The sequence below is a fragment of the Psychrobacter sp. PG1 genome, from assembly GCF_014897815.1.
Classification (GTDB): domain Bacteria; phylum Pseudomonadota; class Gammaproteobacteria; order Pseudomonadales; family Moraxellaceae; genus Psychrobacter.
Map to the genome: position 1 here is coordinate 23214 of NZ_JABUZG010000041.1, position 26881 is coordinate 50094.

23 protein-coding genes are annotated in these 26881 nt (G+C 43.1%); 10 read left to right on the forward strand and 13 right to left on the reverse strand.

The window, feature by feature from the left end; all coding sequences use genetic code 11:
* Window positions 1–243: 243 nt before the first annotated feature.
* Window positions 244–1533 (reverse strand): TerD family protein, encoded by a 1290-nt coding sequence (locus INT03_RS03230; protein WP_193007559.1) that lies wholly within the window; start codon window positions 1531–1533, stop codon window positions 244–246.
* A 331-nt stretch (window positions 1534–1864) separates the two neighbouring features.
* On the opposite strand from INT03_RS03230, the gene INT03_RS03235 reads away from it, so the two are divergent.
* The 6 genes from INT03_RS03235 (at window position 1865) to INT03_RS03260 (ending at window position 9187) form a co-directional block, all read left to right on the forward strand.
* Complete coding sequence (locus INT03_RS03235; protein ID WP_193007560.1) at window positions 1865–3040, forward strand: ATP-grasp domain-containing protein; 1176 nt, start codon at window positions 1865–1867, stop codon at window positions 3038–3040.
* An 87-nt stretch (window positions 3041–3127) separates the two neighbouring features.
* On the forward strand, window positions 3128–4372 hold the full coding sequence (locus INT03_RS03240) for a trypsin-like peptidase domain-containing protein (RefSeq protein ID WP_193007561.1): 1245 nt from the start codon (window positions 3128–3130) through the stop codon (window positions 4370–4372).
* 47 nt (window positions 4373–4419) lie between these two features.
* The gene (locus INT03_RS03245) at window positions 4420–5739 is read left to right on the forward strand and encodes a phosphoribosyltransferase domain-containing protein (RefSeq protein ID WP_193007562.1); all 1320 of its coding nucleotides are present in this window, start codon (window positions 4420–4422) and stop codon (window positions 5737–5739) included.
* An 82-nt stretch (window positions 5740–5821) separates the two neighbouring features.
* Window positions 5822–6649, forward strand: a complete 828-nt coding sequence (locus INT03_RS03250) for an HAD hydrolase family protein (RefSeq protein ID WP_193007563.1) — start codon at window positions 5822–5824, stop codon at window positions 6647–6649.
* Window positions 6650–6712: 63 nt separating this feature from the next.
* Window positions 6713–7909 (forward strand): cysteine protease StiP domain-containing protein, encoded by a 1197-nt coding sequence (locus INT03_RS03255; protein WP_193007564.1) that lies wholly within the window; start codon window positions 6713–6715, stop codon window positions 7907–7909.
* A gap of 213 nt (window positions 7910–8122) precedes the next feature.
* Window positions 8123–9187: an HpcH/HpaI aldolase/citrate lyase family protein gene (locus tag INT03_RS03260; RefSeq protein WP_193007565.1), complete on the forward strand. Its 1065-nt coding sequence runs from the start codon at window positions 8123–8125 to the stop codon at window positions 9185–9187.
* Window positions 9188–9439: 252 nt separating this feature from the next.
* Here the strand turns inward: INT03_RS03260 and INT03_RS03265 are convergent, their stop codons facing one another.
* Window positions 9440–10252 (reverse strand): alpha/beta fold hydrolase, encoded by an 813-nt coding sequence (locus INT03_RS03265; protein WP_193007566.1) that lies wholly within the window; start codon window positions 10250–10252, stop codon window positions 9440–9442.
* 472 nt (window positions 10253–10724) lie between these two features.
* Here INT03_RS03265 and INT03_RS03270 point away from each other — a divergent pair, with 472 nt between their 5' ends.
* A complete protein-coding gene (locus tag INT03_RS03270; protein ID WP_109589160.1) occupies window positions 10725–11522 on the forward strand; it encodes an enoyl-CoA hydratase/isomerase family protein in 798 nt (265 codons plus the stop codon).
* Window positions 11523–11647: 125 nt separating this feature from the next.
* Here INT03_RS03270 and INT03_RS03275 read toward each other — a convergent pair whose 3' ends face one another.
* From INT03_RS03275 to acnB, 3 genes are all read right to left on the reverse strand, one after another.
* Window positions 11648–12088 carry a PACE efflux transporter gene (locus INT03_RS03275; RefSeq protein ID WP_109589161.1) on the reverse strand — a complete coding sequence of 147 codons (441 nt, stop codon included), beginning with the start codon at window positions 12086–12088 and terminating at the stop codon, window positions 11648–11650.
* 247 nt (window positions 12089–12335) lie between these two features.
* Window positions 12336–13091, reverse strand: coding sequence for a hypothetical protein (locus INT03_RS03280; RefSeq protein ID WP_193007567.1), 756 nt, complete (start codon window positions 13089–13091; stop codon window positions 12336–12338).
* Between the two features lie 199 nt (window positions 13092–13290).
* Complete coding sequence (acnB, locus tag INT03_RS03285) at window positions 13291–15894, reverse strand: bifunctional aconitate hydratase 2/2-methylisocitrate dehydratase (RefSeq protein ID WP_193007569.1); 2604 nt, start codon at window positions 15892–15894, stop codon at window positions 13291–13293.
* A 485-nt stretch (window positions 15895–16379) separates the two neighbouring features.
* Here acnB and INT03_RS03290 point away from each other — a divergent pair, with 485 nt between their 5' ends.
* Together INT03_RS03290 and lipA are read left to right on the forward strand one after the other, a co-directional pair.
* Window positions 16380–16790, forward strand: a complete 411-nt coding sequence (locus INT03_RS03290; RefSeq protein ID WP_226950320.1) for a carboxymuconolactone decarboxylase family protein — start codon at window positions 16380–16382, stop codon at window positions 16788–16790.
* 174 nt (window positions 16791–16964) lie between these two features.
* Window positions 16965–18008: a lipoyl synthase gene (gene lipA / locus INT03_RS03295; RefSeq protein WP_055123860.1), complete on the forward strand. Its 1044-nt coding sequence runs from the start codon at window positions 16965–16967 to the stop codon at window positions 18006–18008.
* Window positions 18009–18134: 126 nt separating this feature from the next.
* Here the strand turns inward: lipA and INT03_RS03300 are convergent, their stop codons facing one another.
* From INT03_RS03300 to INT03_RS03310, 3 genes are read right to left on the reverse strand one after another with little or no spacing between them, the layout of a single operon-like run.
* On the reverse strand, window positions 18135–20186 hold the full coding sequence (locus tag INT03_RS03300; RefSeq protein WP_413469131.1) for a TRAP transporter permease: 2052 nt from the start codon (window positions 20184–20186) through the stop codon (window positions 18135–18137).
* A gap of 10 nt (window positions 20187–20196) precedes the next feature.
* Window positions 20197–20757: a DUF1850 domain-containing protein gene (locus INT03_RS03305; RefSeq protein WP_226950314.1), complete on the reverse strand. Its 561-nt coding sequence runs from the start codon at window positions 20755–20757 to the stop codon at window positions 20197–20199.
* On the reverse strand, window positions 20738–21757 hold the full coding sequence (locus INT03_RS03310) for a TAXI family TRAP transporter solute-binding subunit (protein WP_193007574.1): 1020 nt from the start codon (window positions 21755–21757) through the stop codon (window positions 20738–20740). The genes INT03_RS03305 and INT03_RS03310 overlap by 20 nt, the downstream gene beginning before the upstream one ends.
* Window positions 21758–22274: 517 nt before the next feature.
* On the opposite strand from INT03_RS03310, the gene mtnP reads away from it, so the two are divergent.
* Entirely contained in the window at window positions 22275–23180 is a 906-nt protein-coding gene (mtnP, locus tag INT03_RS03315) for an S-methyl-5'-thioadenosine phosphorylase (protein WP_193007576.1), read from the forward strand.
* Between the two features lie 113 nt (window positions 23181–23293).
* Here mtnP and INT03_RS03320 read toward each other — a convergent pair whose 3' ends face one another.
* From INT03_RS03320 to arsS, 5 genes are read right to left on the reverse strand one after another with little or no spacing between them, the layout of a single operon-like run.
* Window positions 23294–23932: a TIGR04282 family arsenosugar biosynthesis glycosyltransferase gene (locus INT03_RS03320; protein ID WP_193007578.1), complete on the reverse strand. Its 639-nt coding sequence runs from the start codon at window positions 23930–23932 to the stop codon at window positions 23294–23296.
* 17 nt (window positions 23933–23949) lie between these two features.
* Window positions 23950–24426: a TIGR04283 family arsenosugar biosynthesis glycosyltransferase gene (locus INT03_RS03325; protein WP_226950315.1), complete on the reverse strand. Its 477-nt coding sequence runs from the start codon at window positions 24424–24426 to the stop codon at window positions 23950–23952.
* Window positions 24398–24658: a glycosyltransferase gene (locus tag INT03_RS14905; RefSeq protein ID WP_226950316.1), complete on the reverse strand. Its 261-nt coding sequence runs from the start codon at window positions 24656–24658 to the stop codon at window positions 24398–24400. The genes INT03_RS03325 and INT03_RS14905 overlap by 29 nt, the downstream gene beginning before the upstream one ends.
* 39 nt (window positions 24659–24697) lie before the next feature.
* Window positions 24698–25561, reverse strand: coding sequence for a DUF547 domain-containing protein (locus INT03_RS03330; RefSeq protein ID WP_226950317.1), 864 nt, complete (start codon window positions 25559–25561; stop codon window positions 24698–24700).
* A 12-nt stretch (window positions 25562–25573) separates the two neighbouring features.
* The gene (gene arsS / locus INT03_RS03335; protein WP_193007580.1) at window positions 25574–26572 is read right to left on the reverse strand and encodes an arsenosugar biosynthesis radical SAM (seleno)protein ArsS; all 999 of its coding nucleotides are present in this window, start codon (window positions 26570–26572) and stop codon (window positions 25574–25576) included.
* Between the last annotated feature and the right edge of the window lie 309 nt (window positions 26573–26881).

Consider the following 26881-nt stretch of genomic DNA (forward strand, 5'->3'; position numbering starts at 1 on the left):
ATGCTGGTAATGCCAGCATGCCTTCAAGACTACCCAATTGGATGAAGTCAGCAAAAAATCGTGAAATGATTAATAAAAAGCTAACACAGTTACAAAGTCAATTAGATAGGTATGAAAATAAACACACTTCTAAAAAATAAAAAGAGCAAGTAATACAACTAATAATTAATGACTCTTAGAAAGCCAGCCCATCTATCATTAGATGGGCTGGCTTTTTTGCATTACAGGATATTATCGAAGCTATTACTTACTACCACGTTTCCAGCTAAAGCCCCAGTTAAAGGCTTTATCCATCTCTTGATGTCCTTTAAAATACTGGTTAATACGTTCAACGTTGATACTACCTTGCTGATTGACCAGACGCGCAATCGCACACATTGGCAAATTACCTGTCCCTTCTGTAAGACGTGTCTCAATCGGTGGCTGATCGGGCACATGAATGGTCACCACTCCATCGGTTTGCGCCCAATTTGGTGCACCTTCATAGATGAAAGCAAAGATAAACACCTCTTCTATCTGCGACCACTGCTGACCGTTAATATCTAGCCACTCACCGCCGCTGACTTGTCCCGTTCTATCATCAGCACGCAAACACACGTAAGGCGCTGATGTTAAGCTACCAAAGCGATTACCCAAGGCTTGAATCAAGGTTTTTTCACCATTTTTTAGATGAATCATCGCCCCAACATCAAGGTCAATACCGCCCGCTTTATGTTGTTTGAAAAGATCGCCTAACAAGCCTTTTTTGGGTGCTTGCTGATTGGCAGTCGGATTTTGGTTCCAGTTTAAGTTAACAGAGATTTTACCAAAGTCATCACGTTTCTTTAGGTTGATGCTAGACTGATTTTTGGTTAAAGTGATTTTGCTTAGGTTAATTGACGGATTTGGAGAAGCTGTAGGAATTGGCGGCGGCGTGCTTGTTTGAGGTGCACTACCTGCTTTCTGCGTATTAATTGGGCGCTGCGTATTGATGGGCTGAGCTTGACCTTGTGACTGGTCTTGTACAGGGCTTTGAGCGGGCGCTTCATCAGCAATCTCTACACCAAAATGCTCAGACAAAGGCTTCAGCCCTCCTTCGAAACCTTGGGCAATAAAACGGAACTTCCAGCTACCTTGGCGGCGATAACATTCCGCTAAAATAATGGCTTTTTCATTACGTCCGGCTGCACTTAGTTGGCAAGTCATCAGCACTTGGCTGCCTTGCAATACCTGAATATCGACATCGCCAACTTGAGCAAGCGGCTGCGCACTAGAAAACGCTAACGCTATCTTCTCAATATTTGCAGGCTGCGCAGGTAAATTGATATCAAAAAACCCATCGCTATCATGACCACGGAAACTCACACTGCCATCATCGCTACGTGTCTGCCCATAAAATATCATGTCGCCATCGCCGCGTACTTTACCGTCAGTTGTCAGGCGATATGCCGCGCAATCGACTGCACTTTGGCTTAAAATACGAATGCTAATATGATCTGTTGGCAGTGGCGCATTGGCACCAGCAATCAGTTGTTGAGGTTGGATTTGGCTCATCATACATCCTTTGAATTATTTATTATGTGCGTGTGTTTGTTATGCTAATAATTGTCATATAGTAGCATGGATGGCCGCTGACTTTTAAAGCGTACGACCGTTCAATAACGTGCCAATGACCCTAAAAAATATTTTTACAAATCCTCCATGCTATTTTGTCAGCAGCATTTATAACGCTTAGCATTTGTATATAATAGCCCCTACTATTAGCAATATTACGGCTTGTTTTTTTGATTGCTGTTTGAGGCTTGCTTATATTCCTGATGGTGTTGCGATGACGATAGTGAATTATTCAATTATATCTAAAACCTACGATAATGCTGAGAGAATTATGAAAACCCCTGCTAACGATAACGATCATACAACATCAACTGCCGCATCACCTGCCGTTTGGTTAGCTGAAGGTCAGTCAAGCCAGCGTGATATGTTAGCCAGCCTGCAAACCCTAAAAAATCACGCTGATACTCCGTTCAACATTATCGCTTCACACCGCCACAATAGACCTGAGATTTTTGAATTTGCCGATAGCGTTTACCGTGAGCCTTCTGCGAGCGCCATAGAGAACGATGAGCAAGTCGTACTCGAATCTATTGAGCCATTGATGCCGCGTTGGCAGTTTGTGTTAGAGCAAGCTCAGAAAAGCAACGTAAAAGTACTGCTCACTGGGCGCAATGGTATTGATTACCAAGCCCACCGTGAGGCGTTTGACGCGGCTGGTATTCGTTTATTGACGGGTGCAACGAGTGTGGCAGCGTTAGAAGTAATAGATGATAAGTTTGCCTTTATGCAGCAGTGTCATGAGCATAATATTCCCGTTGCCGAGGCGTGGCGCTTTGATAATGTCGCAGAGCTTGAAGCATTACTTGCTACGTACGGTCACCAACCATTATGCGTCAAACCGGTCACGGGAATCTTTGCACAAGGGTTTTGGCGATTAGGCAAAGTTAAAGAAATGGGCAAAGAAGTAGATGAGCAATATGATAGCTTTGAGCATTTATACTTTACCGAAGAGAAAAAAATCAATACCACGCAATTTATTAATGCCTATGCAAACAGTGTCATGGTGCAGGAACGCCCAATTCCCATGCTGCTAATGCCTTATTTGTCAGGGCAAGAGTACTCTATCGATGTCGTCTGTGAATATGGCGAAGTATTGGCTGCTGTCACCCGCTATAAAACAGGAAAAATCCAGCATATCGGCTACGAGCAAGCGGTCATGGATGTCGTCATTCCACTCATAAAAGCCTTTGGCTGCGATGGCATCGTCAGTGTCCAAACCAAAGCTGATGATGACGGTCAGCACCGTGTGCTTGAGATTAATAGCCGCCCTTCTGGTGGCATCGACTACACCACCCATAGCGGTGTGGATTTAACCCAAGTTGGATTTGCTTATTGGCTAGGCTTAACCGATAAACCGATATTGGCTGATATCGCGCAACAAATAACCCCCTGCCAAGTACGCTCTATTATGGTCGGTGTAAAGGTTGAAGAAGACATCACTAAATAAGTCAAAATAATAATATAAAAAGCTGACGGCAATGAATCGACAATAATAAATCCATGGCAACCGAATATATTCAATAAGAGGCAAACGATGACAGCACAAACCACGTTAGTGTTAGGGGCAAATACGGTCATCGCGACAGCGAATTGTTCGGTCGCCTTTGCAACGACAGATCAGTCAAAGTTTGGCGAGCAGCTTGGGCTACTATGGCTGCCTTTGGATGAGCATCGAAAAGCCGCTTGTAGTCCTGCTTATCTTCATGAACCGAAGGAATGGGCGCAGCTCAATAGCAAAGATGATCCAAATGCATGGCAATTGGATTTGCCTGCATTATTTGATAAACAAGGTGCAAGTTTTTTACAACTGATTGCTTATGTTTATCATGAGCCAAGCCTAAACTTACCTGCCGTTGAATTGAGCCAGGTAAACTTAACCCTCAATGAGGGCGATATTCGTTATGAATTTACCGCAAGCGAGCGCCATGTCAAGGCGGCGATCATATTAGAGATATACCGACGCAATGGAAAATTTAAATGCCGTGCCCTTGGTGAAAGCTCCACCCAAGGACTGGCAAGTCTTGAGCATCATGTACAAGTGAGCCTTGATATGCGTCCGCCAGATACGCATGCCCTTATCCAAGATGCCCAGCGCGCACAGCAGCAAGGTTATCCTAACAGTGACGCACGTCCGCCCAGACAAGTTCAGTCTGGTGAAACTTGGACAGGGACAGCGTTTGCTATCGATCCCTATCATTTACTGACTTGTTATCATGTCATTGAATCGGCGGCGATGATTGGTGTGCGTCAGCAAGGGCAGCCCGATCGTGAAGCGCAAGTGGTACTCAGCGATATCGGTAGTGATTCAGCCATTATTAGAGTAATCGAGCCGCTGCCAAGTTATTTACCCTTAGCACAGCGTTGTACTGATAATTTGGGTGAAACCATCACCACCTTAGGATTTCCGTTATCAGGATTGAGTAGCCAATTACAAGTAACGCAAGGCTGCATCTCAGGACTGACAGGGTTTGGCGATGATATTCGCTATCTGCAATTTACTGCGCCTATTCAGCCAGGCTCTAGCGGCAGCCCTTTATTACTGCCGACTGGTGAAGTTATCGGCATGGTAACGTCCAGCCTCGTCCATGAACATGCACAAAATATGAACTATGCGGTGAAATTTCAGTTATTATCCGCCCTACTCGCGAGCGCTGGAATTAGTTTAGATAATTTATCTGACTCATCTGGCATGTTACGCACGACAGCTGCGCCGCTGACTACGCCGCAATTAAGTAAAAAAAGCCGTGGTGCTTTGTGGTTAGTAGGTTGTCAGGGTTAAGCAATCATTACAACGATATAGAAAACTGAAAGATCAAAGGAAAATAAATGTTAAATAAGCAACACAGCACGACCATTACCCTACCACGCGGCAATCTTGATTTAACCTATCAAACCAATTCAGCCACTACGAAAAATGGGGCAGAACCAAGTAACGATTATCAATTAGAAGACTTACTTGGCTTTGCACAACGCATTAACCCAAAACGTGCCTTTCTGTTTGTCTCAAAAGTATTAGGTCGTCATATTCCAGTAGCTCCTAGCATCATGCGTCATGCTTTTACTGACTTGGCGAATTTGGTTCCTAGCGATTTGCCTGAGCCGATTTTAGTCATTGGTATGGCAGAGACGGCGGTTGGCTTATCGGCTGGTGTGCACCAAGCGCTGCAAACGCGTTATCCCAATTCCTTACTATTGAACTCTACGCGTCATGCGCAACATGATGACAGTCATGACAGTCATGACAGTAGCAGCGACTCTTTATTAACCACTTTCAGCGAAGACCACAGTCATGCCAGCCAGCATCTCATTTATCAAAGTGCAGATACAGTGACCCAAGCGCAGTTACTAGCGAGCAAAACCTTGATTATGGTGGATGATGAAGCATCGACGGGCAATACTTGCGTCAATGTCGTCACAGCCCTTCGTAACGCAGGACTTGACCAGTTAGAGCAAGTACATCTTACCACTTTGGTTGATTGGTCTTTAAACCAGAATCAGAATGCAGCCGATGTAAATGAGGCTGTATCTGACCAAATCGCAAAACGCCTGCCCAATATCTACTTTCAACGTCATCATCTACTGTCTGGTGCATGGACTTGGACGGATGCGCCCAATCCCGAACCGATCACGATGCCATCGGTTGATACAACTGAAGCAGGCAGTCAGTCTCTAGGTAATACTGGTAATTGGGGACGTTTCCCAACCCTAGATAGCACCGATGGGTTTGATCATTATCTTTTGAGGTTTCAAACTGCCTTTAACGTTTTTAACAAGCAAGCTCAACCTGAGAAAGAGCCGTTTGATAAAGACCAGTTGCCACAGCGTATCTTAGTATTGGGCAGTAATGAGTTTGTCTGGTTACCGTTTTTATTGGCGGAATGGCTTGCACAACATACGCATGTAGAGAATAGTAAGCATACGGTTAATTTTAGTGCGTTAACCCGCTCACCGATTGCGCTTGGTGGCGCAATTACCTCGATGCTAAGTTTTAATGATAATTATGGGCTTGGGATGACCAACTTTGCTTATAACGTTACACCTAACGATTGGGATTTGATTGTCTTGTGTGTGGAAACGCCCGCTGATAGCGTTGATACTATGTGGAAAGGTTTAGAGAATGTATTGGTGGTGAGTCCGACGCTGTAAATTATTTTATAAGAACTGTCCTCTTACAACTATCCTCTAAATCCCGCTCTGCTTTTCACATTCAACCCTTACGGACACCTTTATGACCAGCCCATTCTTTCAAGCCAATCCTGATATCGTTAAGCCTTACGCGCTGATGGATTTGGACGATACGCTATTTCAAACTCAGCGTAAAATTGACGCATGGGACTTACCCACCACTGAAGCTGAAAACTTGATTTGCGCAACCGTTAACAAACAAGGCGAGCCATTAAGTTTTATGAGTCAGCGCCAAGCCACATTTTTTAACTGGCTACTTGCTAGCACTGATCTAATCGTAGTGACGGCACGCGACCGCAGTGAAATCCAGCGTGTTAAACTGCCTTTTGATAGCTGGCAAGTTTTGACTCATGGCGCGATTATTCTTGACAAAGACGGTATGTTACAAGCCCAGTGGCAACAGTATATGTATAATAAGCTTGCGCCATTGCAGGAAAAATTGCAGCAGCTGAGCCAGCTATTCGCGAATCACAGCAAAAATGACAGTAGCCAGCTGGTCTTTACACCGCATATCGATAGCTTTAACAATGGCGCTGATAATAGAGAATTAACCATTTATCTGGCTATTAAACATGCGCAAAAAGACCATCAAGCATTAGTAGATCTCGCTGCAAAACTGCCAACGTTAATACGAGACTTTGAGCAGGATTTTTATGTGCACGTGAATGCGAATAATCTAGCGATATTGCCGCACGCAGTTCATAAGCGCCATGCGGTACAGTTCTTGTTAGCTAATCATTTAGACAGTCAACGACCAAGCTTTGGCTTTGGTGACAGTTTGGCTGATTTACCATTTTTACAGCTGCTTGACTGGTATGGTATGCCCAATCATGGTCAGTTACATGAACGACTTAGCTCTCAATCATTCTAAACACTTAATCTCTCCTAAATAAAAACAATAATCGCCGCCGTTTATAGAAGTAGAAGCCACTTTATGACCCATCATATAACGAACCCTAATGTTCAAAAATTAGAAGCATATGGCTCAGGCAGCTATCTTGCCAGTGATGTGACCGTACTGCTCGATATAGTCGCTAAAAACGCGGTCGCCGATGTGCCAGTCAGTCAAAAAGAAGCACTTATTCAAAGTGGGCAACGTCATTATTCTGATATGTTGACCTTGGAGCAAGCGCCTACTGCTATGCATGAGCAGCTATACACGCAAGCATTAGAGCAAGGAGCTGAGAGGACTGCCACTGACATTACTAATTTGGCTTATACGCTACATCACATTTTTCAAAAATCTCGAAATGAACATACCGTTAGTAATGAGCGCCCGCTAGTCTTAGTCAGTTTGGTACGCGCAGGTTTGCCAGTTGGCGTTTTGTTGCAGCGTGCGTTAGCAGACGTTAATAGCAGCTCTGCTTTGCCGAGCGTGCATTATGGTATCAGCATCATTCGCGACCGCGGACTTGATCCAGTTGCGTTACAAATGATATTGAATGCTCATCCAGACAGTCCTATCGTATTTGTTGACGGTTGGACAGGCAAAGGCGCGATTTATCAAGAGCTTGCTCATAGTTTAGAAAAATTTAGCGATCCTAGCCATGCAAACTTTGCCAATATCTTTCATCAAGGCGCAGGTGTTATTCCCTTATTAACGCTGGCTGATCCAGCTGGCGTTGCTTGGCTTGCAGCTAGTATCGATGACTGGCTAATTCCGTCAGGATTATTAAATAGTACGGTATCAGGACTGATTTCGCGAAGTTTATATACCGAGCCAGCATTGGGGCTACACCGCAGCGTGTTTTATGATAACTTAATTGAGGTCGACCATAGCTTAGCTTTCATCGCTCATATCGATGCAGCGCGCCGTGCATTAGCCCCATCTTTGAAGTGCTTTCCGACGTTTCAGCAGCCGCGCTATCAGACAGCTGCTTTAATCGACAAGCTGGCAGCAGACTACGCTATCGCCAATCGTAACCGCATTAAGCCAACGATTGCAGAGGCAACACGGGCGATATTGCGCCGTGACCCTGAACGCATATTATTAGCCAGCGCTGATCATCCTGATACCATACTGCTAAGACATTTATGTGCCCAGCGAAATATCATTGTTAGTGTATTAGGTGATAAAATACATCCCTATCAAGCCATCACGCTTATCAAGCAACGTAGCGAAGACCATTAATCATTGCTACACTCGCGTTTTTTATAAACCAGACCCGTCTCAAACTCAAAGCAGCGAAAGAAAAAAGTACAAGTACTCCCTCTTGTCGGCTAAACGAATTTGACATTACCAAACGTATTTTTGGGTTTGCGGTCATTGCTGCTAAGCCATATTACTTGATGATACCTCTTAGATTTTATACCCATTCACTTATCACTATTGATGATGCCAATTATGTCAGATATGCAAAACAACGAGTCTACTCTTTATCAAAATACCCAGTCTTACGCTCACCTTATTACTGAGCGTCATGCGATGCTCAAACCACATGCGCATCACCCGTATCAGTTGGGGGCTAGCCTATACATGCCAGCAACTCGCCAAGATATTTGGCAAGTCATTAAGCGTGATAAATTACCAACGATTAATAGTATTATCATCTGCCTAGAAGATGCGGTTAGCCATAATGATGTTGAGCTGGCAATTGAGCGCTTGCAAACGTTGCTGCATACATGGGCGACGCATGTCGATAGCATCAATGACCCATCAAAACATGCCGACATTCAGATTGAGCAACCAACACGCCCGCTGGTATTTATACGTCCGCGTCATCCAGCGATGTTAGAGCAGCTCTCAGGTTTTGCCCATATCGATTTGATTGATGGCTTTGTCATGCCAAAAGTCGATATGTATAGCCTATCCAATTGGCGTATGGCCTGTCAAAATCTGAGTACTGAGCAACTATTAATGCCGACGCTTGAAACCGCAGCGCTATTTAATCCACATCATAATCAGGAATTGGCCATTGGTTTTAAAGAAGCCTTTAGCCAGCCTGTATTTGCTTTGCGTATCGGTGGCAATGATTTATTTGCAGCATTGCGTTTGCGACGTCCCAAAAACAGCATCGTTTATGATACTCCTATCGGCACCCTTGCCTATCAGCTGCTCGGCTGCTTTGTGCCACATGGCTTTTATTTAACAGCGCCTGTCTTTGAGTATTTGGATCAGCCAACGCTATTTATGCAAGAGCTGACCCGCGATGTTAGCTTAGGATTGGTCGGCAAAACAGTCATTCATCCAAGCCAAATTGCGCTGGTGCAACAAGCCTATTGCGTACCATTGAGCATTTTAGATGAGGCGCAAGCAATCTTGCATAGCGAGGCGAAAGCGGTGTTTAAATATAATAATACCATGCTAGAGCCTGCTACCCATCGCGCGTGGGCAACAGAAATCGTCAATCGTGCCGAGGCATGTGGCACTCTTGATGACGGCAATAATGACTATACGGCACGGTTATAAATAAAAACCTTAAGGTTAATAAGGCATGTCCTGAACCTGAACGAAAGCGCCTAAATGGGCTAAAAATAAGTACGTGCCCTAATTTCAAATCAATGTTTCAAATTAATATTTTAAATGCACTCTTTTACATGCGCTCAATAAAAAAGCCGTTATCACATTCAAGATAACGGCTTTTTTTAGCACAAAGATTTCATTACTCTATTATTATTAAAACGATGCCTTATTTAAGGCTATTTCAAGACCAACTCAAAACTAGACACAGTCCGCTAAAAAGGTGTTAATCACTCGATTGACCTGCTCAGGCTCTTCTACGGTGGCGGTATGACCAGCGCCCTTGATTACTGCCAATTTAGACCCTGCTATCGCAAAATGCATACGTTCAGCCTTTGAATAAGGGATTGCTGTGTCCTCATCACCGACCACGATTAATGTCGGCACCATAATACTCCCTAGCTGATCGTAGGTGCCTGCCCGCTCAATGACGCCCATCGTTGCCTTAATGACTCCACCTTTGCGATTGCCTTGTAGCATCGTTAACCACTGCTTACGATCAGACTTACGCAACTTATCTGTCAAAAAAGTATTGCCAAACATAATAGGCATGACCTTGTTACTCACGCGTTTAAGACCCAGCCAACGAATGGCTTTGACCAGCTTACGATACTGCGGCACGTTTTTGGGATCTTCAGGATCAGCAGAAGTCTCTAACAGGGTAAGCGACAGCAATAGCTCAGGGCGTTTGAGTGCGACACGCTGGGCGACAAACCCACCCATTGATAACCCTAACAAATGGCATTTATGAATATCTAGCGCCTCTAATAATGCCAATGTATCCTCGGTTAAGGTTTCCATATCATAGCCAGACTTGGTTATTTCAGACTGACCTTGTCCTCGAAAATCAAACGTAATACAGCGATAACCAGCTTTAAAATACTCAACTTGCTTGTCAAATAGGTGTGTATTCCACAGCAGACCGTGGGCAAATACCATGATGGGTTTTTGCTTATCATTTGGCGCGCTGTCTTCATAATAAAGTTCAACATTATTGGCATTAATAATTGGCATAACCACTTCCTTGTTGGTTTAATAAATAAAAAATCAGTCTTTTAAAACCTGCCTTCTAGGGCGTCTCTTCATTTTAAAAATGGTGAAAAAAATGAGATAAATTGCCACCAAACAAGGAAAACAGCACAAATAATATCGAGATATTCATCAGCTAGTTGACGCAGTTTGGCAAAATTTAGCCATTTTTAACCCATTTAGAGAATGCTCGATTGAATTTAGGACATACCCTAGCATAATTCAACCTTTCTACAGATAGTAGCCTTATTTTTGAATGGTAGGTTTAATAATTTTAGCAATATGATAGCAGCAAAAAACACCATACCTGAATCATGTCTTAAGCGCGCACAGATCCTGTTTTTATAATAAGCTCAAACTGCTATAGTATTTGGCATTGCATTATTTGTCACATTTACTGCCAATAGCTAGTGTTACCAAAAACGTTTTATAGAAAACTCAATTAAGGATATCAACTATGTCAAACCCTCTCGTCGAATATCAAGTAGAGAACCATATCGCAACCATCACGATGAACGATCCCAAGACACTGAACGCCTTTAGCACAGTGCTCAAAGATGCCATGATGAATGCACTGACGAATGCAGATGAAGATAAAGACGTCAGAGTCATCATCTTGCAAGGCGCAGGCAATAACTTTTCAAGTGGCGGTCATATCGGTGAGATGTTAGAAAACGGCATGGAAAGCGAGGCGCTGTCGAATAAGCTAAACTTTATGGTTGGCGAAGTCGCTGAGATTAGCTTAAAGCTGCGTAATATTCATAAGCCTATTATCGCCAAATTAGAAGGCGCAGTGGCAGGTGCTGGCATGAACTTGGCACTGACTTGTGATTTTCGCATAGCCGCTGACAATGCCAAATTTGTGCAAGCCTTTGTCAATATCGGTCTAATACCAGATGCTGGTGGCATTTATTTACTGAATCAATTGATCGGTGTGGCAAAAACCACTGAGATGGTCATGCTTGGCGATAAACTCAAAGCGGAAGATATGGCACGCTTAAACTTGGTTAATGATGTGGTCAGTAGCGACGAGCTGGATGCTAGCGTATTGGCATTGGCAACGCGCCTGAGCAATCTGCCCGGAAAAGCATTGGCGTCAATGAAGCATATGATTAACACGCACGCTTATATGGGTCTCAATGAAGCGCTCGATATGGAAGTGGATCAACAGACCATGCTTGCTAAAACGGATGATTTTAGAGAAGGTATTACCGCCTTTATGGAAAAACGTAAGCCCGTTTATCAAGGTAAATAATAACCTGATCACACTCTGTTTTGCGCTATCATCAAAAAGGCTGCCTAATGGCAGCCTTTTTTTTAGGTCATACGATATCAAGAAAATTCTGTATTAAGCATATCTTTAAGTAACACTTTTAACTCTTAAGAATCAGAGGCTGTCTTATAGTGATGCGGTAAGGTAAATATCTTGTCAAAACCCAAGGTAAAGATAAAGGTATAAACCAAGAAAAATAGCAGTAACGCCGCTTCCATCATAAAAGCTTTGATTAAGCCAACGTCATACCAAATCATATAAAGTGGTAAGCAAATCAATACCAATCCGCCTTCAAACCCTAATGCATGCGCACTGCGAATGAGTAAGGTGCGCTTTGCCACATGCTTACGACGTTCCCACGCTTCAAAAGCTGTATTGTATAAGAAGTTCCAAATCACTGCTGCCAATGACACCATCACAGCAACTGGTAATGATTCTGCCGCGTCGCTACCACTGAGTTTCATCAATACAAAAGTAGAAGAAATGATAGCGATAATCTCAAAGATAATCACATATGTCAGACGACGTTTGAGCGGTGATAAGGTCATCAACCAAGACTCCAAAGCACCTGTATTTAAACAGCAAGGTGCATGTCAAAGTATCGGTCCGTCCCGAGATAGAAAAGATAGATTCAGTACAGAGCCACGGTTTCCGCCTGCCCTTATATTATACAGAAGATAGGTTAAAAAATCAGCCAGTACACTTATCGTAGTAAGAGACTCAATAAAGCACTTTGAAGTGTAAACAATTTATATAAATCCTATCTAGAGAAATACCTAATATTTTATAGATAGATCATTCCTTACTTTCTTCAGAATAAACCTCTCTAACTTTCCTTATAAGAAAATCCTTAATGACTTGATACAAGAGGCTTGCCATCGTATAGCACATAAATATAATGATAGGGCCCAAAAGTATCAATGCTAGATTTTGGTTATCTAAGCCAAAAAAACTTCCAATTTTATTCTTAAATACAGCGTTAAAAAAGTTTAAAATTAACAGTAAAACGACTAATGAAAATAAGAATATACTTTTTATAGACTCAGGTTTTCTATAAATTTCAATATTGCTAATTCCTCTAACTCTAGCAGAAACTTCTAAACCTCCTCTATAGTCACTTATAAGAATGTTTAGAGTAAGGCTGTCATTTGGATTAAGTAACAGAGGTTGAATTTCGACGCTATTTTGCATTTTCAAAATACTTACATCTAAGTCTTTGGGATTTAATCCTAACACTTCAGATGTCAAAATGTTTGTATTACTGCCGAGTTGTATACTGATTGGTCTCGCAAAATCGTCTATTGAAATAGGTTGGTTACCACTATTGATGATTCTAATTGATACTAGATGTACATTTTCAACAAGTTTATTTTCATAATAAATTTTAATCTTATTTTGAACCTCACTTTTAACTCCAACTAACTGTGCATTTGAAACAACTTCATAAGCCAATCTCCTTTTACTTTTTTGCAGGAAATAGATAATGAGTGGTACAGTAATAGCTGCTATCACTGCTGAAAATCCTAATAGTATTTCTATTGAAAAACTCATCTTAATTCCTATGACAATTTTATTTCTTGATTATACATATATTTTAAGAATTTTGAGTACAGACGTATGTCTATTACGACAACTCCTGTCGTGATTATAGTTAAATGCATTATTGATATTGAAAACAAAAAACCCCGCATCATCACGATACGGGGTTTTTTTATAACTTAAAAATTTTTAACTTAAGATTTAACCAAAACTAGGTCAACTGAGCAACGTTAATTTTGTCGGCTTCTTCAGTATAAGAATCCATACGATCGAAGTTCATGTACTGATACACTTCCTCGCCCATGCTATCAAGCATACCAGCATACTGCTGATATTCTTCGTTGGTTGGCAATTTACCAAGTACCGCTGCGACTGCTGCAAGCTCGGCAGAAGCTAGATATACGTTAGCGCCTTGACCCAAACGGTTCGGGAAGTTACGAGTAGACGTCGATACCGCAGTAGACTTCGGTGCGATACGTGCTTGGTTACCCATACATAGCGAACAACCTGGCATCTCAGTACGAGCGCCGGCTTGAGCGTAGATGTTGTAGTAACCCTCTTCCATCAACTGACGCGCATCCATCTTAGTCGGCGGCGCAATCCATAGACGAGTTTTCAAACTACCTGCTGGTACGTCTTGTAGCAGTTTACCCGCAGCGCGGAAATGACCGATGTTAGTCATACATGAACCAATGAACACTTCATCAATGGTATCGCCGGCGACATCAGCCAACGTTTTTGCATCGTCTGGATCGTTCGGGCAGCAAAGGATAGGCTCTTTGATAGTGCTCATATCGATAGTCATATCGATGGCGTATTCAGCATCAGCATCAGCGCGTAATAGGCTTGGGTTCGCTAGCCATTCTTGCATCTGCTCGATACGACGGCTGATAGTACGCGCATCGCCATAGCCTTCTGAGATCATCCATTTTAGAAGGGTAATGTTTGAGTTTAAGTACTCAGTCACTGACGCTTCAGACAAAGTGATGGTACAACCAGCAGCACTACGCTCAGCTGAGGCATCAGATAACTCAAATGCTTGCTCAGCGGTCAAGTCTTCTAGACCTTCGATCTCTAAGATACGACCATTAAACTCGTTGATTTTGCCTTTCTTATCAACGGTCAATAGACCTTCTTTGATCGCTTGATAAGGGATCGCATGAACCAAGTCACGCAACGTGATACCAGCCTGACGTTCGCCAACGAAGCGGACACGGACAGATTCAGGCATATCAAGTGGCATAACACCAGTCGCTGCTGCAAATGCCACTAGACCAGAACCTGCTGGGAACGAGATACCCATTGGGAAACGAGTATGCGAGTCACCGCCAGTACCAACGGTATCTGGAAGAAGCATACGGTTCAACCAGCTATGGATAATACCATCGCCCGGACGTAAGCTTACGCCGCCACGGTTCATAATAAAGTCAGGTAGCGTGTGCTGAGTCTCAACGTCAACTGGCTTTGGATAAGCAGCCGTATGACAGAATGACTGCATGACTAAGTCTGCTTGGAAGCCCAAACATGCTAGATCTTTTAGCTCATCACGGGTCATAGGACCTGTAGTATCTTGGCTACCAACAGTGGTCATTTTTGGTTCACAGTACATACCAGGACGTACGCCTTCTAAACCACAAGCTTTACCGACCATTTTTTGCGCTAGGGTAAAACCTTTGCCCGTATCAACTGGCTCTTCTGGCTTAGCAAAGATATCTGAATGTCCAAGACCCATGTATGCGCGGGCACGATTGGTCAAACCACGACCAACGATTAAAGGAATACGACCGCCAGCACGAACTTCATCAAGCAATGTTGGTGAGTTCAATTTGAACGTAGACAACACTTCATCTGAATCATGCTTAGTGATTTTGCCTTCATACGGATAGATGTCAAACACATCACCCATGTTTAGATTATCAACGGCTACTTTTTCGATTGGCAATGCGCCAGAATCTTCCATGGTGTTAAAGAAGATAGGCGCAATATTGTTACCAAGTACTAGACCGCCGCCACGTTTGTTTGGCACGTTCGGGATATCATCGCCCATGAGCCACAATACTGAGTTGGTCGCAGATTTACGGCTAGAGCCTGTACCTACCACGTCACCAACATAAGCGAGTGGATGGCCTTTTTCTTTTAACGCTTCGATTTGCTTCATTGGACCGACAACGCCCTCTTCGTCAGCAGTGATGCCGTCGCGAGAGTTTTTGTGCATAGCCAATGAATGCAATGGGATATCAGGGCGGCTCCACGCATCTTGCGCAGGCGACAAGTCATCGGTGTTGGTTTCGCCAGTCACTTTAAACGTCGTGTAAGTCGTCTTTGCTGGTACAGCATCACGGTTCAAGAACCATTCAGCGTCAGCCCAAGATTGAACCACTTCTTTAGCGATAGCATTGCCCGCTTCTGCTTTTTCAGTCACGTCATTGAACGCGTCAAACACCAGTAATGTCTTTTTCAACGCTTCAGCAGCATCTTGTGCCACTTCCGCGTCATCCAGTGCAGCAACCAATGGTTGAACGTTGTAGCCACCTTGCATCGTGCCTAGTATTTGAACGGCTTTTTGCTTGCTAATAAGTGGTGAAGAGGTTTCACCCTTAAGAATCGCTGCTAAAAACGCCGCTTTAACGTAAGCCGCTTGGTCAACGCCAGCAGGAATACGGTTTTCTAGCAGGTTCATCAAGAACGCATCTTCGCCTGCTGGTGGATTCTTTAGTAGTTCGACCAACTCTGCTACTTGTTTTTCATTCAGTGGTAGCGGAACCGTTCCTAGCTCAGCACGTTCTTCGACATGTTTACGATAAGCTTCTAACACAATAGTCGTCCTCGTCAGTTGGGAGTATTAGTACATTACGTGGGTAGTCAGCATGACCGCCTGCGTCTATATACTAGATGGAATAATTATTGGTGCAATCATAGCTTAAAATGCCCTAAATGTTAATGGCTCAGCCTTTAAAAGGCTCATAAAGCGGTTATAAAGGGCTCATATTGAACATTTATTATATAAATAGTACCATCAACAATATGATTGAGCAGCCTTGCACAATCGATATATAGCTTGTCATTTTAGTCAAGCACCGCTCGATTTATGATTAAATAAATACGCGGTGACTGCTAGACGCTTTATAGGATATTATTTGATAAAATATCATCTTGATACGATAGCTTAGAGAAAATATCACTTAGAAAAATAACGCTTGAAAAAACAGCTTTTATTAACCATATACTAAACGAATAAACATTAAGGATAATGATATGGATAGTAGTGCAGTGGAAAACAAAAGTAGAGAAAACAGCGACATGGAAAACAGTAATATAAAGAGTAACGCTAATTATCAAAACGGTCTCAAAGTTCGCACTGACGTGATGGGTGAGGCACATGTCAAACGCTCGCTTGACAGCACGACTGGATTTACCCAACCATTACAAGACTGGATTATCGAACACGCTTGGGGCAGCACTTGGCAAGATGACTCAGTATTACCGCGCAAATACCGCTCCTTAATCACCATTGCTTTTTTAATTGCACAAAAAAGCCCCACTGAGCTAAAAGGGCACATTCGAGGTGCCATCAATAATGGCGCAAGTGTCGCTGAAATTCGAGAAGTATTAATGCACAGCTTGTCTTATTGCGGGGCACCTGCCACTCAAGAAGCGTTTCGTGCTGCCATAGAAACCCTGAATGAGTTAAATATTGATATAGATATTTAAAACTATGGTTGCGAGACAAACCATAGTAGCCTTAATGATCCACCTCAAAATGATCAGTTAAACATTATTCATTGAAAATTAGCCCCTAAGTTTCTGCTATAATGTCCTCACTCACAACACATTCTAATAATTCCATAAACCCTTATACTATAAAGGGTTAAGAGATACTTTATTATGACAACTGCCGTACAAACACATGTGCCTGCTGCTAAGGTCAAACCTAAAAAAGCCATTCAAGGCGAAAAGCTACGTGGCTACGATAAAGTTGCTCGTATCCCAATTAAAGTGATTCCGACCATCGAGGCCAAGAAAAAGCCAGATTGGATTCGGGTTAAAATGTCTTCGCCCGCTGAAGTAGCTCGTATCAAAGCCACCTTGCGTGAGCAAAAGCTCTATACCGTCTGTGAGGAAGCGGCCTGCCCTAACCTACCGCAGTGCTTCGCTGATGGTACGGCGACCTTTATGATTATGGGTGATATCTGTACCCGTCGCTGTCCGTTCTGTGACGTCGGTCATGGTCGTCCTAATGAGCTAGATGCAGATGAGCCGCGTCACACTGCCGAGACTATTTTAGGTTTGCAGCTTAAGTATGCGGTAATCACCTCTGTGGATCGTGACGATCTAAAAGATGGCGGCGCGATGCATTTCGTTGAAGTGCTCAATGAATCTCGCGCACTTAGCCCGAATTGCCTCATTGAAATATTGGTGCCTGATTTCCGTGGTCGTATGGATATCGCGCTAGACTTGTTAACTGAAACACCGCCAGATGTCTTTAACCATAACATCGAAACCGTGCCTCGTTTATATAAAGCCTTCCGTCCAGGTTCTGACTATCAGCATTCGTTAGATTTGCTCAAACTCTATAAAGAGCGTCGCCCTGATATCGCGACCAAGTGCGGTTTTATGGTTGGCCTTGGTGAGACTGAAGAAGAGATTTATGCTTTGCTTGATGACCTAAAAGCGCACAATGTGGATATGATTACGGTTGGTCAGTATCTGCAACCTAGTAAAAACCACGCGCCTGTCGATCGTTATGTCCATCCAGACGAGTTCCAGCGTTATATGGATTATGGTAAAAAAATTGGCTTCTTTAACATTTGGGCAGGCCCAATGGTACGCTCAAGCTACTTTGCCGATCGTCAATATTACGGCGAAGACTGCCCAGCGCCAATCCGTAGTAAAAAAGCATTGGCAGCAGAAGGCAAACTTGGCTGCTAAGTGTCGGGGTTTAATGAGCTAATGCTTAAAAATTAAGTTGAGCATGTAAAAAGGGTGAATAACATTTTATGTTATTCACCCTTTTTTTAGCTTTAATAGATTTTTAAAACCTTCAACCGCAACGTCTTAAATGGTTAAAGTGGGCGTTGGCTCGCCACTGTTTCTAGTATTAAGGATGGCGATAGCAATAACGATCATGCCACCCACTAGACCAGTCGTTATTCCAGGATAGATTAACAGCAAAGCTCCGATTGCCAAAACAACGCGTGTTACTGGGCTCATATCGCTTTTAAAATAACCCTCTAATGCTGCACTAAGTGCGATAACACCCGTAATTGACGTCAATACTACCGTGATAATATCGATAATAGGTGGTAGCGGGAAGTCCTTAGCAGTTACCGCAAGCCCAGTAGGATCAATCATTAACATCGCTGGACTATAGATAAACATAAACGGCACGATAAATCCGGCGAGTGCCAGTTTGAGCGATAAAAATCCTGTCTTCATCGGATCGCCACCAGATATGCCCGCACCAGCAAAGGCGGCTAGACACACAGGCGGTGTAATATTGGCAAAAATACCAAAGTAGAAAACAAACATGTGCGCCGACAAAATTGGAATATCAAAGCCAGCTAAGGCTGGTGCTGCCATCGTTGCCGTAATAATATAGGCAGGAATAGACGGCAGTCCCATGCCCAATACCATCGAGGCAAGCATGGTCAAAATAAGTGTGAAAAATAACGACCCTGCACCAAGTGTGACAATTGATGAGGTCATCACCGTTCCAAAGCTGGTTAGACTCACGACTCCGATGATAATACCGACGACTGCACAGGCAGCCATTACCGCGAGCGATTGGCGTGCACCATCTTCTAATGCCCCCAAAATGTCAGAGAAACCCATCCTGGTCTCTTTTCGCAGCATACTAACCACGACAGTAAAACCAATGGTATAAGCCGCTGCATATCCGACGGGCACATTTCTGATTAATAAGAAAATCAAAAATACAATCGGTAGCAGCATATGACCGCGGGCTTTTAACACTTCTTTCACGGCTGGCAAGCTTTCTTTAGCGATACCTTTTAGATCACGACGACCAGCGCGAAAATGCACCTGCGCAATGACGCCCAGATAATACAATATCGCTGGCAATAAGGCCGCCAACGCAATTGTGCTATACGGCAAGCCTGTTGTCTCCGCCATGATAAAGGCACTCGCGCCCATAATTGGCGGTAATATTTGCCCGCCAACAGAGGCACTTGCCTCAACGGCACCGGCAAAATCTTTGTGGTAACCAACCTTTTTCATGAGCGGAATGGTAAAGGCACCAGTACTGACCACATTTGACAAAGCAGAGCCATTAATACTGCCCATAAAACCACTAGAAATCACCGCTACTTTTGCCGGACCTCCCTTTTTATGACCGGCGATTGCCAATGCCAAATCATTAAACAGCTGCCCCATTCCCGAGCGCGCTAAGAATGCACCAAAAAGAATGAATAAAAAGATAAAAGTGACCGATGCACCAATCGCAACAGAGTATAAGCCTTCGGTTTTTAGGAATAATTGACCAAAGATATCACCCATATCATAAGGACGAGTCAGCAGCCTATCGGGCATAAAGTCTAAGTGGCTGACAAACGGATACGCCAAAAATATCCCTGCCAATATCGGTAAAATCCAACCTGTGATACGGCGACTGCCTTCTAATACGCAGACCACCGTAATCAGCGAAAATATCACATCCATCTGATTGGCCATACCGCCACGTGAGGTCACGATATCTTGATATTCATATATCAGATAAGCCATGCCAGACAATGAAAGGGCAAACCAAATCCAGTCATACCATGCAACGCGCTGACGGCTGCTTTTTTTACTTGCGGGGAAAATTAAGAAAATTAAGGCAAAACCAACGCCCACGTGTACAGAGCGCTGTAGCAGCGCTGGCATGGGATTAAAGGTGATATATAAATGAAACAGTGAATATAAAATGCAAAGTCCAGCGATAAAATACTTCACTGGCCCTTGAGTGATGTGCCTTGTGATGGATTCTCTATCATACTTTTCTAATATGGCTTTATTGTGGGCTTGCTCCTCGAGTTCAGCGTCGACCTGAGTATCAGCATCCGTGTTGGAATGTATAGGCAAGTCGTTATTGATATGGTTATCTGACATCGTTGTCACATTATTGTGATCCATCACTTGGGAGTTCATGACACAAATCCTTGTTAAATCTATCAATGAAACCATACGTTTTCGGCATGATCGTTACTTCAGAATAGTCTGGCACCCAGCGATGAATGAGCATCTGGTAGTTACCATAGTCAATCTCACCTTTGGTAAGCCGTGAGACCACCCAATTGAGCTTAGGCAATTTCTCATTGATTTGATAACCCAGATAGCCAGGTTTTTGTATCGTAGCAAGCGCTTCGGTTGAGGGTGTGCCCGCCCCAAAAGCTTCAAAATAAGTGGTGGTCAGAAGCAATGCAGCGTCTTCTGTACTACTGCTGTCTATACGTTGGTATTGCTCTTCCCACCATTGTTTTTCTACAGAGTGTATCCAGCGCAGTTGAAAATTTGGCTCGACAAAATAGCAAACTTTATCATTAGCACCATCGATGCCTGCGACACGCACTTCCACCACAGGCTGACGGACAAAGAGATGCCATAGCGTAAAAAAAACCAGCGCGGCAATGCCTGCCACGCCAATCAATAACCCTAAACGCTTATTTAGCTGCTTGCTCATCATAGTACTTTTTAGCGCCAGGATGGATAGGTGCGACCATACCTTCACGAGCGGTTGCTAAGCTAATATCATTAGCCGCTTGGTGCGCTGTTTTTAGACCGTCTAAATTGTCAAATAACGCTTTGGTCAGCTTGTAACCATCTGCTTCAGACAACTCAGAGCTAACCAATAGAGCATTCATGATTGCTGCGGTTGGAATCGCGGCGTCATTGCCATAAGTGCCAGCAGGAATCTCAAAGGTCTTAAAGTAAGGCTTAGTCGCAATGATTTCTTGTAGCTTGTCTTGATTGATGGTGATCAACTGTAAGTCTAAGCCCTGCTCTAGCTCCATCAATGAAGAGTTTGGCAGACCACTACTAAAGAAAGCCGCTTCAATTTTACCCGCTTTCATACCGTCCGCTGCTTCCGCAAAGCCTAAATAATCAACGGTAACGTCATCATATGTGATACCAAACCCTTCTAATAGCGTCCGAGCATTTACTTCTGTGCCAGAGCCTTGATCGCCCACAGCGATGCGCTTACCACGTAAGTCTTCAATATTTTTGATGCCAGATTTTTTGGTGGTGACAATTTGCACCACATTAGGGTACAAGACTGCAATCTGTTGGATGTTGGTTATTGGCTTATCAAAGTTGTTTTTGCCTTCGACCGCGTCGGTGACTACATCACTAAGCGCCAATACCATATCGACTTTACCTTGGGTCAATAGATTGACATTTTCGACTGAAGCCCCAGTAGTTTGTGTTTTTGAGTTGACCCCAAAGGTTTTGACATAGACTTCTGATAATGAAGTGCCGATGATGTTATAAGGGCCAGATGCTCCGCCAGTGGCGATGGTCAGAAACTTGGTATCCAGTTTGTCGGCGGCAGTGTCAGTAGCAGCGCTATCTGTTGCCGTACTGTCTGTACTTTCTGAACTTGGTGATGAGCATGCTGTCAGACCTAAAGTGGCGCTTAACATTGCTGATAAAAGTAACGGAGATTTTAGAGAGTTGAGCATTGAATTCATCCTTGAAATAATCGAGTTAATACACTTAACGGCATCAATATATCAATAGTGATGCGTTACAGACCTGTAATAATATAGCAATTCTTGCTATAAATAAACTGCCATCCAGATTCCCTCTACACTCACACTTTATATGCGAAGCTATTTAAGTAAAGGCGCAGCAGTTCTTGTAATGAATCAATAGCCAAATATAGTCTTGCTATGCGGAACAATGTTTCATAATATAATTCATTTAACCAAAGTCTGTGTCTATTGTAAACCTTTATAATCATCTAAATATAAACGAGACTATTTGTTATTTGACAAAAAAATACTGATATAAAATGACTAGATGGTAGCTCTTAATGCACTTTTACCATACTGTAGGATTGATTATATTTTATATATAAACCCTAAGCCGTTATCTTGTAAGGCAGCTCACTTAAAGTAGATCCCGTCTAAATTTATAAATTCGTCACCACATATCTTGGCAACGTTATCTGTTACTCTAAAAATAGGGAAAACCTTTATGACAATATCTAGTGTAGAAAAGTCAGCGGCAGTATCAGCATTAGTATCTGCCGATATCGCCATCATTGGCGGTAGTGGTCTTTATCAGATGCAAGATTTAACCAATAAACATAGTGTCAGCATATCGACGCCTTACGGTACACCTTCTGATGATATTGTCTTAGGTGAATTAAATGGCGTAAAGGTCGCCTTTCTAACTCGTCATGGTCAAGGTCACAAATTCACCCCTTCCGAAGTGCCTTATCGTGCCAATATTTATGCCCTCAAAAATTTGGGCGTACGTTACGTCATTTCGGTATCGGCAGTGGGGTCGCTAAGAGAAGCGCTTAAGCCCTTAGATATGGTCATTCCCGATCAAATGATCGATATGACTAAGTATCGAAACAGCAGTTTCTTTGGGGAAGGCGCAGTGGCACACGTCGCGATGGCTGATCCTTTATGTCCTAAAGTCGCGGATATTCTAACGCGTGCTTATACTCAGGCGCAGATAGCCGAAGGTCAATGTCATGCAAAAGCCACTTATATCTGTATCGAAGGGCCGCAGTTCTCCACTCGTGCAGAGTCACACTGGTATCGACAGATGCAAGCGGACATCATTGGTATGACCAATATGCCAGAGGCTAAGCTTGCTCGTGAAGCGAGTATGGCTTACGCAACGCTCGCATTGGTCACAGACTTTGATAGTTGGCACCCTACCGAAGAAACCGTTAGTGCAGACTATGCCATAAGAAACCTAATGAAAAATGCTGAAAACGCTCAAGCAGTGATTAAGCAGGCGGTCGCCCTACTCGCTGTAGAACAGCCTGACTCTATTGCCCATACAGCTTTAGCTCAAGCGTTAGTCACGCCTGTTGAGGCGATGAATGAAGAGACTAAAACCAGACTTTCAGCATTATTGCCTTAGCCATACCAGTTTATGATTACCAAAAAGCCATCGAACTATAATCAACCTAATAGGGTCAACAAAATAGCTCGATGATTTTTTCATACCTAAAAACCCTAAATGATAAGGCATTCTCAATTCTCAATAACTTTATAACCATCAAGCCAGCCATTTGGTAAGTACCGCAAATCTTCAGGCTCATCAATATCAGGCAAAGGTGCTAACAACGCTACAGACCAGCTCAATTCTGCCAAGCGCTGTTGAGTAACCTTTGCGACGCTCGCCGTACTCCATTCGATAGTGCTAAATAAACGAGCAGCAACTTGCTTAAAACCAAACAGTGCATAGCCACCATCAAAAGCAGGAATCATGACGCTATCTTGTGTTTCTAACTGCTGGGCAGCCTGTCGAATACGAATGGTTGTAAGACTAGGACAGTCCGTACCTATCAAGATAACGTGCTCGAAACGTGCTAATGCTTGCCGACTGGCGATTAACATACGTAAACCCAAGTCTCCCTCTGCTTGTGCTGACCATTGCAGCGAGTCAGGCAAACCAAGCGTTTGCCAGCAAGGATCAGTTGGCGCAGGACTAACACATAACTCAACCGTAAAGCCGGTAGCGACTGCTTGCTCTATACTATGCAATAGTAGTTTATGCCCCATTTGCGCGGCACCTTCAATACCAAGAGCTGGCTGCAAGCGCGTTTTTGCCATGCCCTGTGCGGGGAACTTGGCAAAGAGGATAATACAAGTTTGTTGGTTTTGATTCATGGTAAGAGCTTATTCTTTTATTTATAATAACGCGCTTTGATATTATCAGCTGATACGCCGCGCCAATAATCAAAACGTAGATGCCACATCAAAATAATCGTCCGCCAAGTGCCATGCTGTTGCCAGCGTCTTGCTGATGTGATGACTTTACTTTTTAAACAAGCAGGTTTAGCAATACCTTTTAACTGTTTGCAAAGCTCGACATCTTCCATCAACGCTTGGTTAGGATAGCCACCGATTTGCTTAAATAAAGACTGGCTAATAAAAATAGCTTGGTCGCCTGTCGCGATTCCGCTCAACCGTGAGCGCCAATTAATCATTTGACTGACCAATCGCAGTGTCGGTTGACGACTGGCTATTTGCACATCAAAACGTCCCCATTCTGCCCGTTTCATCGCTTCAGAAACACTCTCTATAGCGTTCATTGGCAATTGCGTATCGGCATGCAAAAATAGTAATACATCGCTAGTTGCTAACGCTGCGCCTGTATTCATTTGCAGCGCGCCCTGCTTTAGACTCAGTCATTTGCCAATCAATTTTACAATCATTATCAGGCTTTAACTCATTAATAAAACTTTGGATTATGCCAATAGAATCATCGTTTGAACCACCATCGACCAGTATCACTTGCTGCGGGTTTGGATTTAGCCTATTGATATTATCAAACAATAAAGGCAAATTATCTACCTCATTGAGTACTGTAATAATGATAGAAACCGTTGCCATAGCCGTCATAGTTAGCAGTACTCTTACTTGTTGTTACCATTATTTCTTATTAAGGCTCCAATTATAATCGGTATAACCAATCTTCACTTTTCCTGCTTTTAGCTCAGCCGTTTGCGACTTATTAAGCCCTAAAGACGAGCTGTAACGAGCCAAAAACCCTTCTAAATCATTAGTACCACGCCAGTTGGTTTCAAAGTCTTCTTTATACCATTTAAAAATTGGCGATATCTCTAACGTATTACCTTTGAGACGATTACGACTACTATCCGCGAGGAATTTACTCGTCACTTGCTCTAATTGTTTATCTAATTTACGCCCTGTAAAAGCATCATTTAATAGCGCAGGACAGCCGATGCTCGCACAGTTCACTGCAAAGTGAATACGCGGTTCGTTGTAGCGTTTAGAGCCACGGATTAGATTGTGCTCGATGTCATCAAGCGAGCGCTTTTTGCCTAATAGCGTGACGAAATCCTGTTTCCATGGCGAACCAAATATTCCACCAATATCTTTAATCGACTTGATGTTAGGATATTTGGTCAAAACCAGCTCTACCGTTCCAGCATTATAGACGTTAATCAAAAATGCTAATTGCTCATCTTTGCTCCAAGCGTTAAATTCCGACTGGCTGATTTTACCAGTCGCCGCCATGTAGCTATCAAGTTTGCTTTGATCCGCTTTCATACCGTTATAATTAACGACTGAGGCTTTGCCACCATTGGTCATAGTAACGTTTTTATTCAGTAAACTATCCCAAGTGCTGTGATTAAAATCCGCATAACTTGCCATACTGGCTAACAGTATAGAAGTGGTCACTGCCGTTTTGATTAATAAACCACTGCTTAAAAAAAGACTTTTACTATTCAATCTTGGACTATTAGGTCTTCGGCTATTCAATACTGACATGAGTTACTCCATTTAAATCGATGATGTTTTTTCTATCGTCTGATCTATTGTCTCTTCTTCTAGCGCACCACCGCAGCTACTTCCTTGCCCTGCCGTACAGCCATAGCAATGATCTGCAATGGCAATGTCATCGCCAGTAGGATTTTGCGTTAACAAATCGCTTAGATGCCGACGGGACTTGTTGGGCACTGGAATCTCTAATTGCTGGTTAAAGTCACAATCAAACAACTCTCCTAACCAATTGACACTAATGGTCGATCGGCACATGACTTCGGTTAAATTGGCGGCCACATAATTGGCTTTGAGCAAATCCATATAGGGATAGAATTGGTTTTTAGCCAATAGCACCGCACCAAAACGCTGAATGGGCATATTGGTCAAGGCAAATAACTGATGAAATTCGATATCAAAATGCGCTTTTAACTCGCGCTTATAATCTGCTTCAAGCTGCTGTTGATTGGGCGGCAGCGTCGCACCTTGCGGGTTATAGACAAGGTTCAGCGTGAGTTCTGACCCTTTCTTGCCGTAGCCAAGCGCATTGAGTTTATGCAATCCCAATATACTGTCATCAAATGCGCCTTTACCGCGCTGCTTATCGACATTTTCTAATGAATAACATGGCAGAGAAGCCATTACTTCGACCGCATTGTCTGCCAAAAACTGCGCCATGTCCTCAAAGCCTTCTTCCATCAGGATAGTCAGATTACAGCGATCAATTACTGTTACACCCAAGGCACGTGCGGCTGTAACCAAATACTTAAAGTCTTCGTGCATCTCAGGCGCACCGCCCGTTAAATCAAGCGTCTCGATATTTTGTGCCTGCAAGACTTCTAGAATCAACTCAACAAGTTCACGCGACATCATCTCTGTGCGGTAAGGAATGGCAGCCACATGACAATGCACACAAGACATATTGAATAAGTAACCCATATTTACCTGTAGCGTGGTTAACTCACGACGTTTGAGCGCTGGGAAATCCGTGTGCTCGAGTAATTCGATAGTTGATTTCATAATGGTATAAAACCCCGCTGGTAGTACCTCTAAAGCAAGAGTAATAACGCAAAAATAAAAGGTTAAAAAAGAAAAACTCACACGCAAGCAATTGCTTTTTATGACTATTTCATAAAATTATCATCTCATTTTTAGACTTATCACTTTGTGTTTTATCTAATTAATCATACCTGATTGTGAAACAGTATTGACAACTAATATCTTAATTTTCACCTTTTATGCCAAATGAGCATGACGTCTCGTAGGATGTCATACAGCACTTGTCAATTTGGCTTTTAAGATATTATATTCAGCAGCTTTATAGATCGA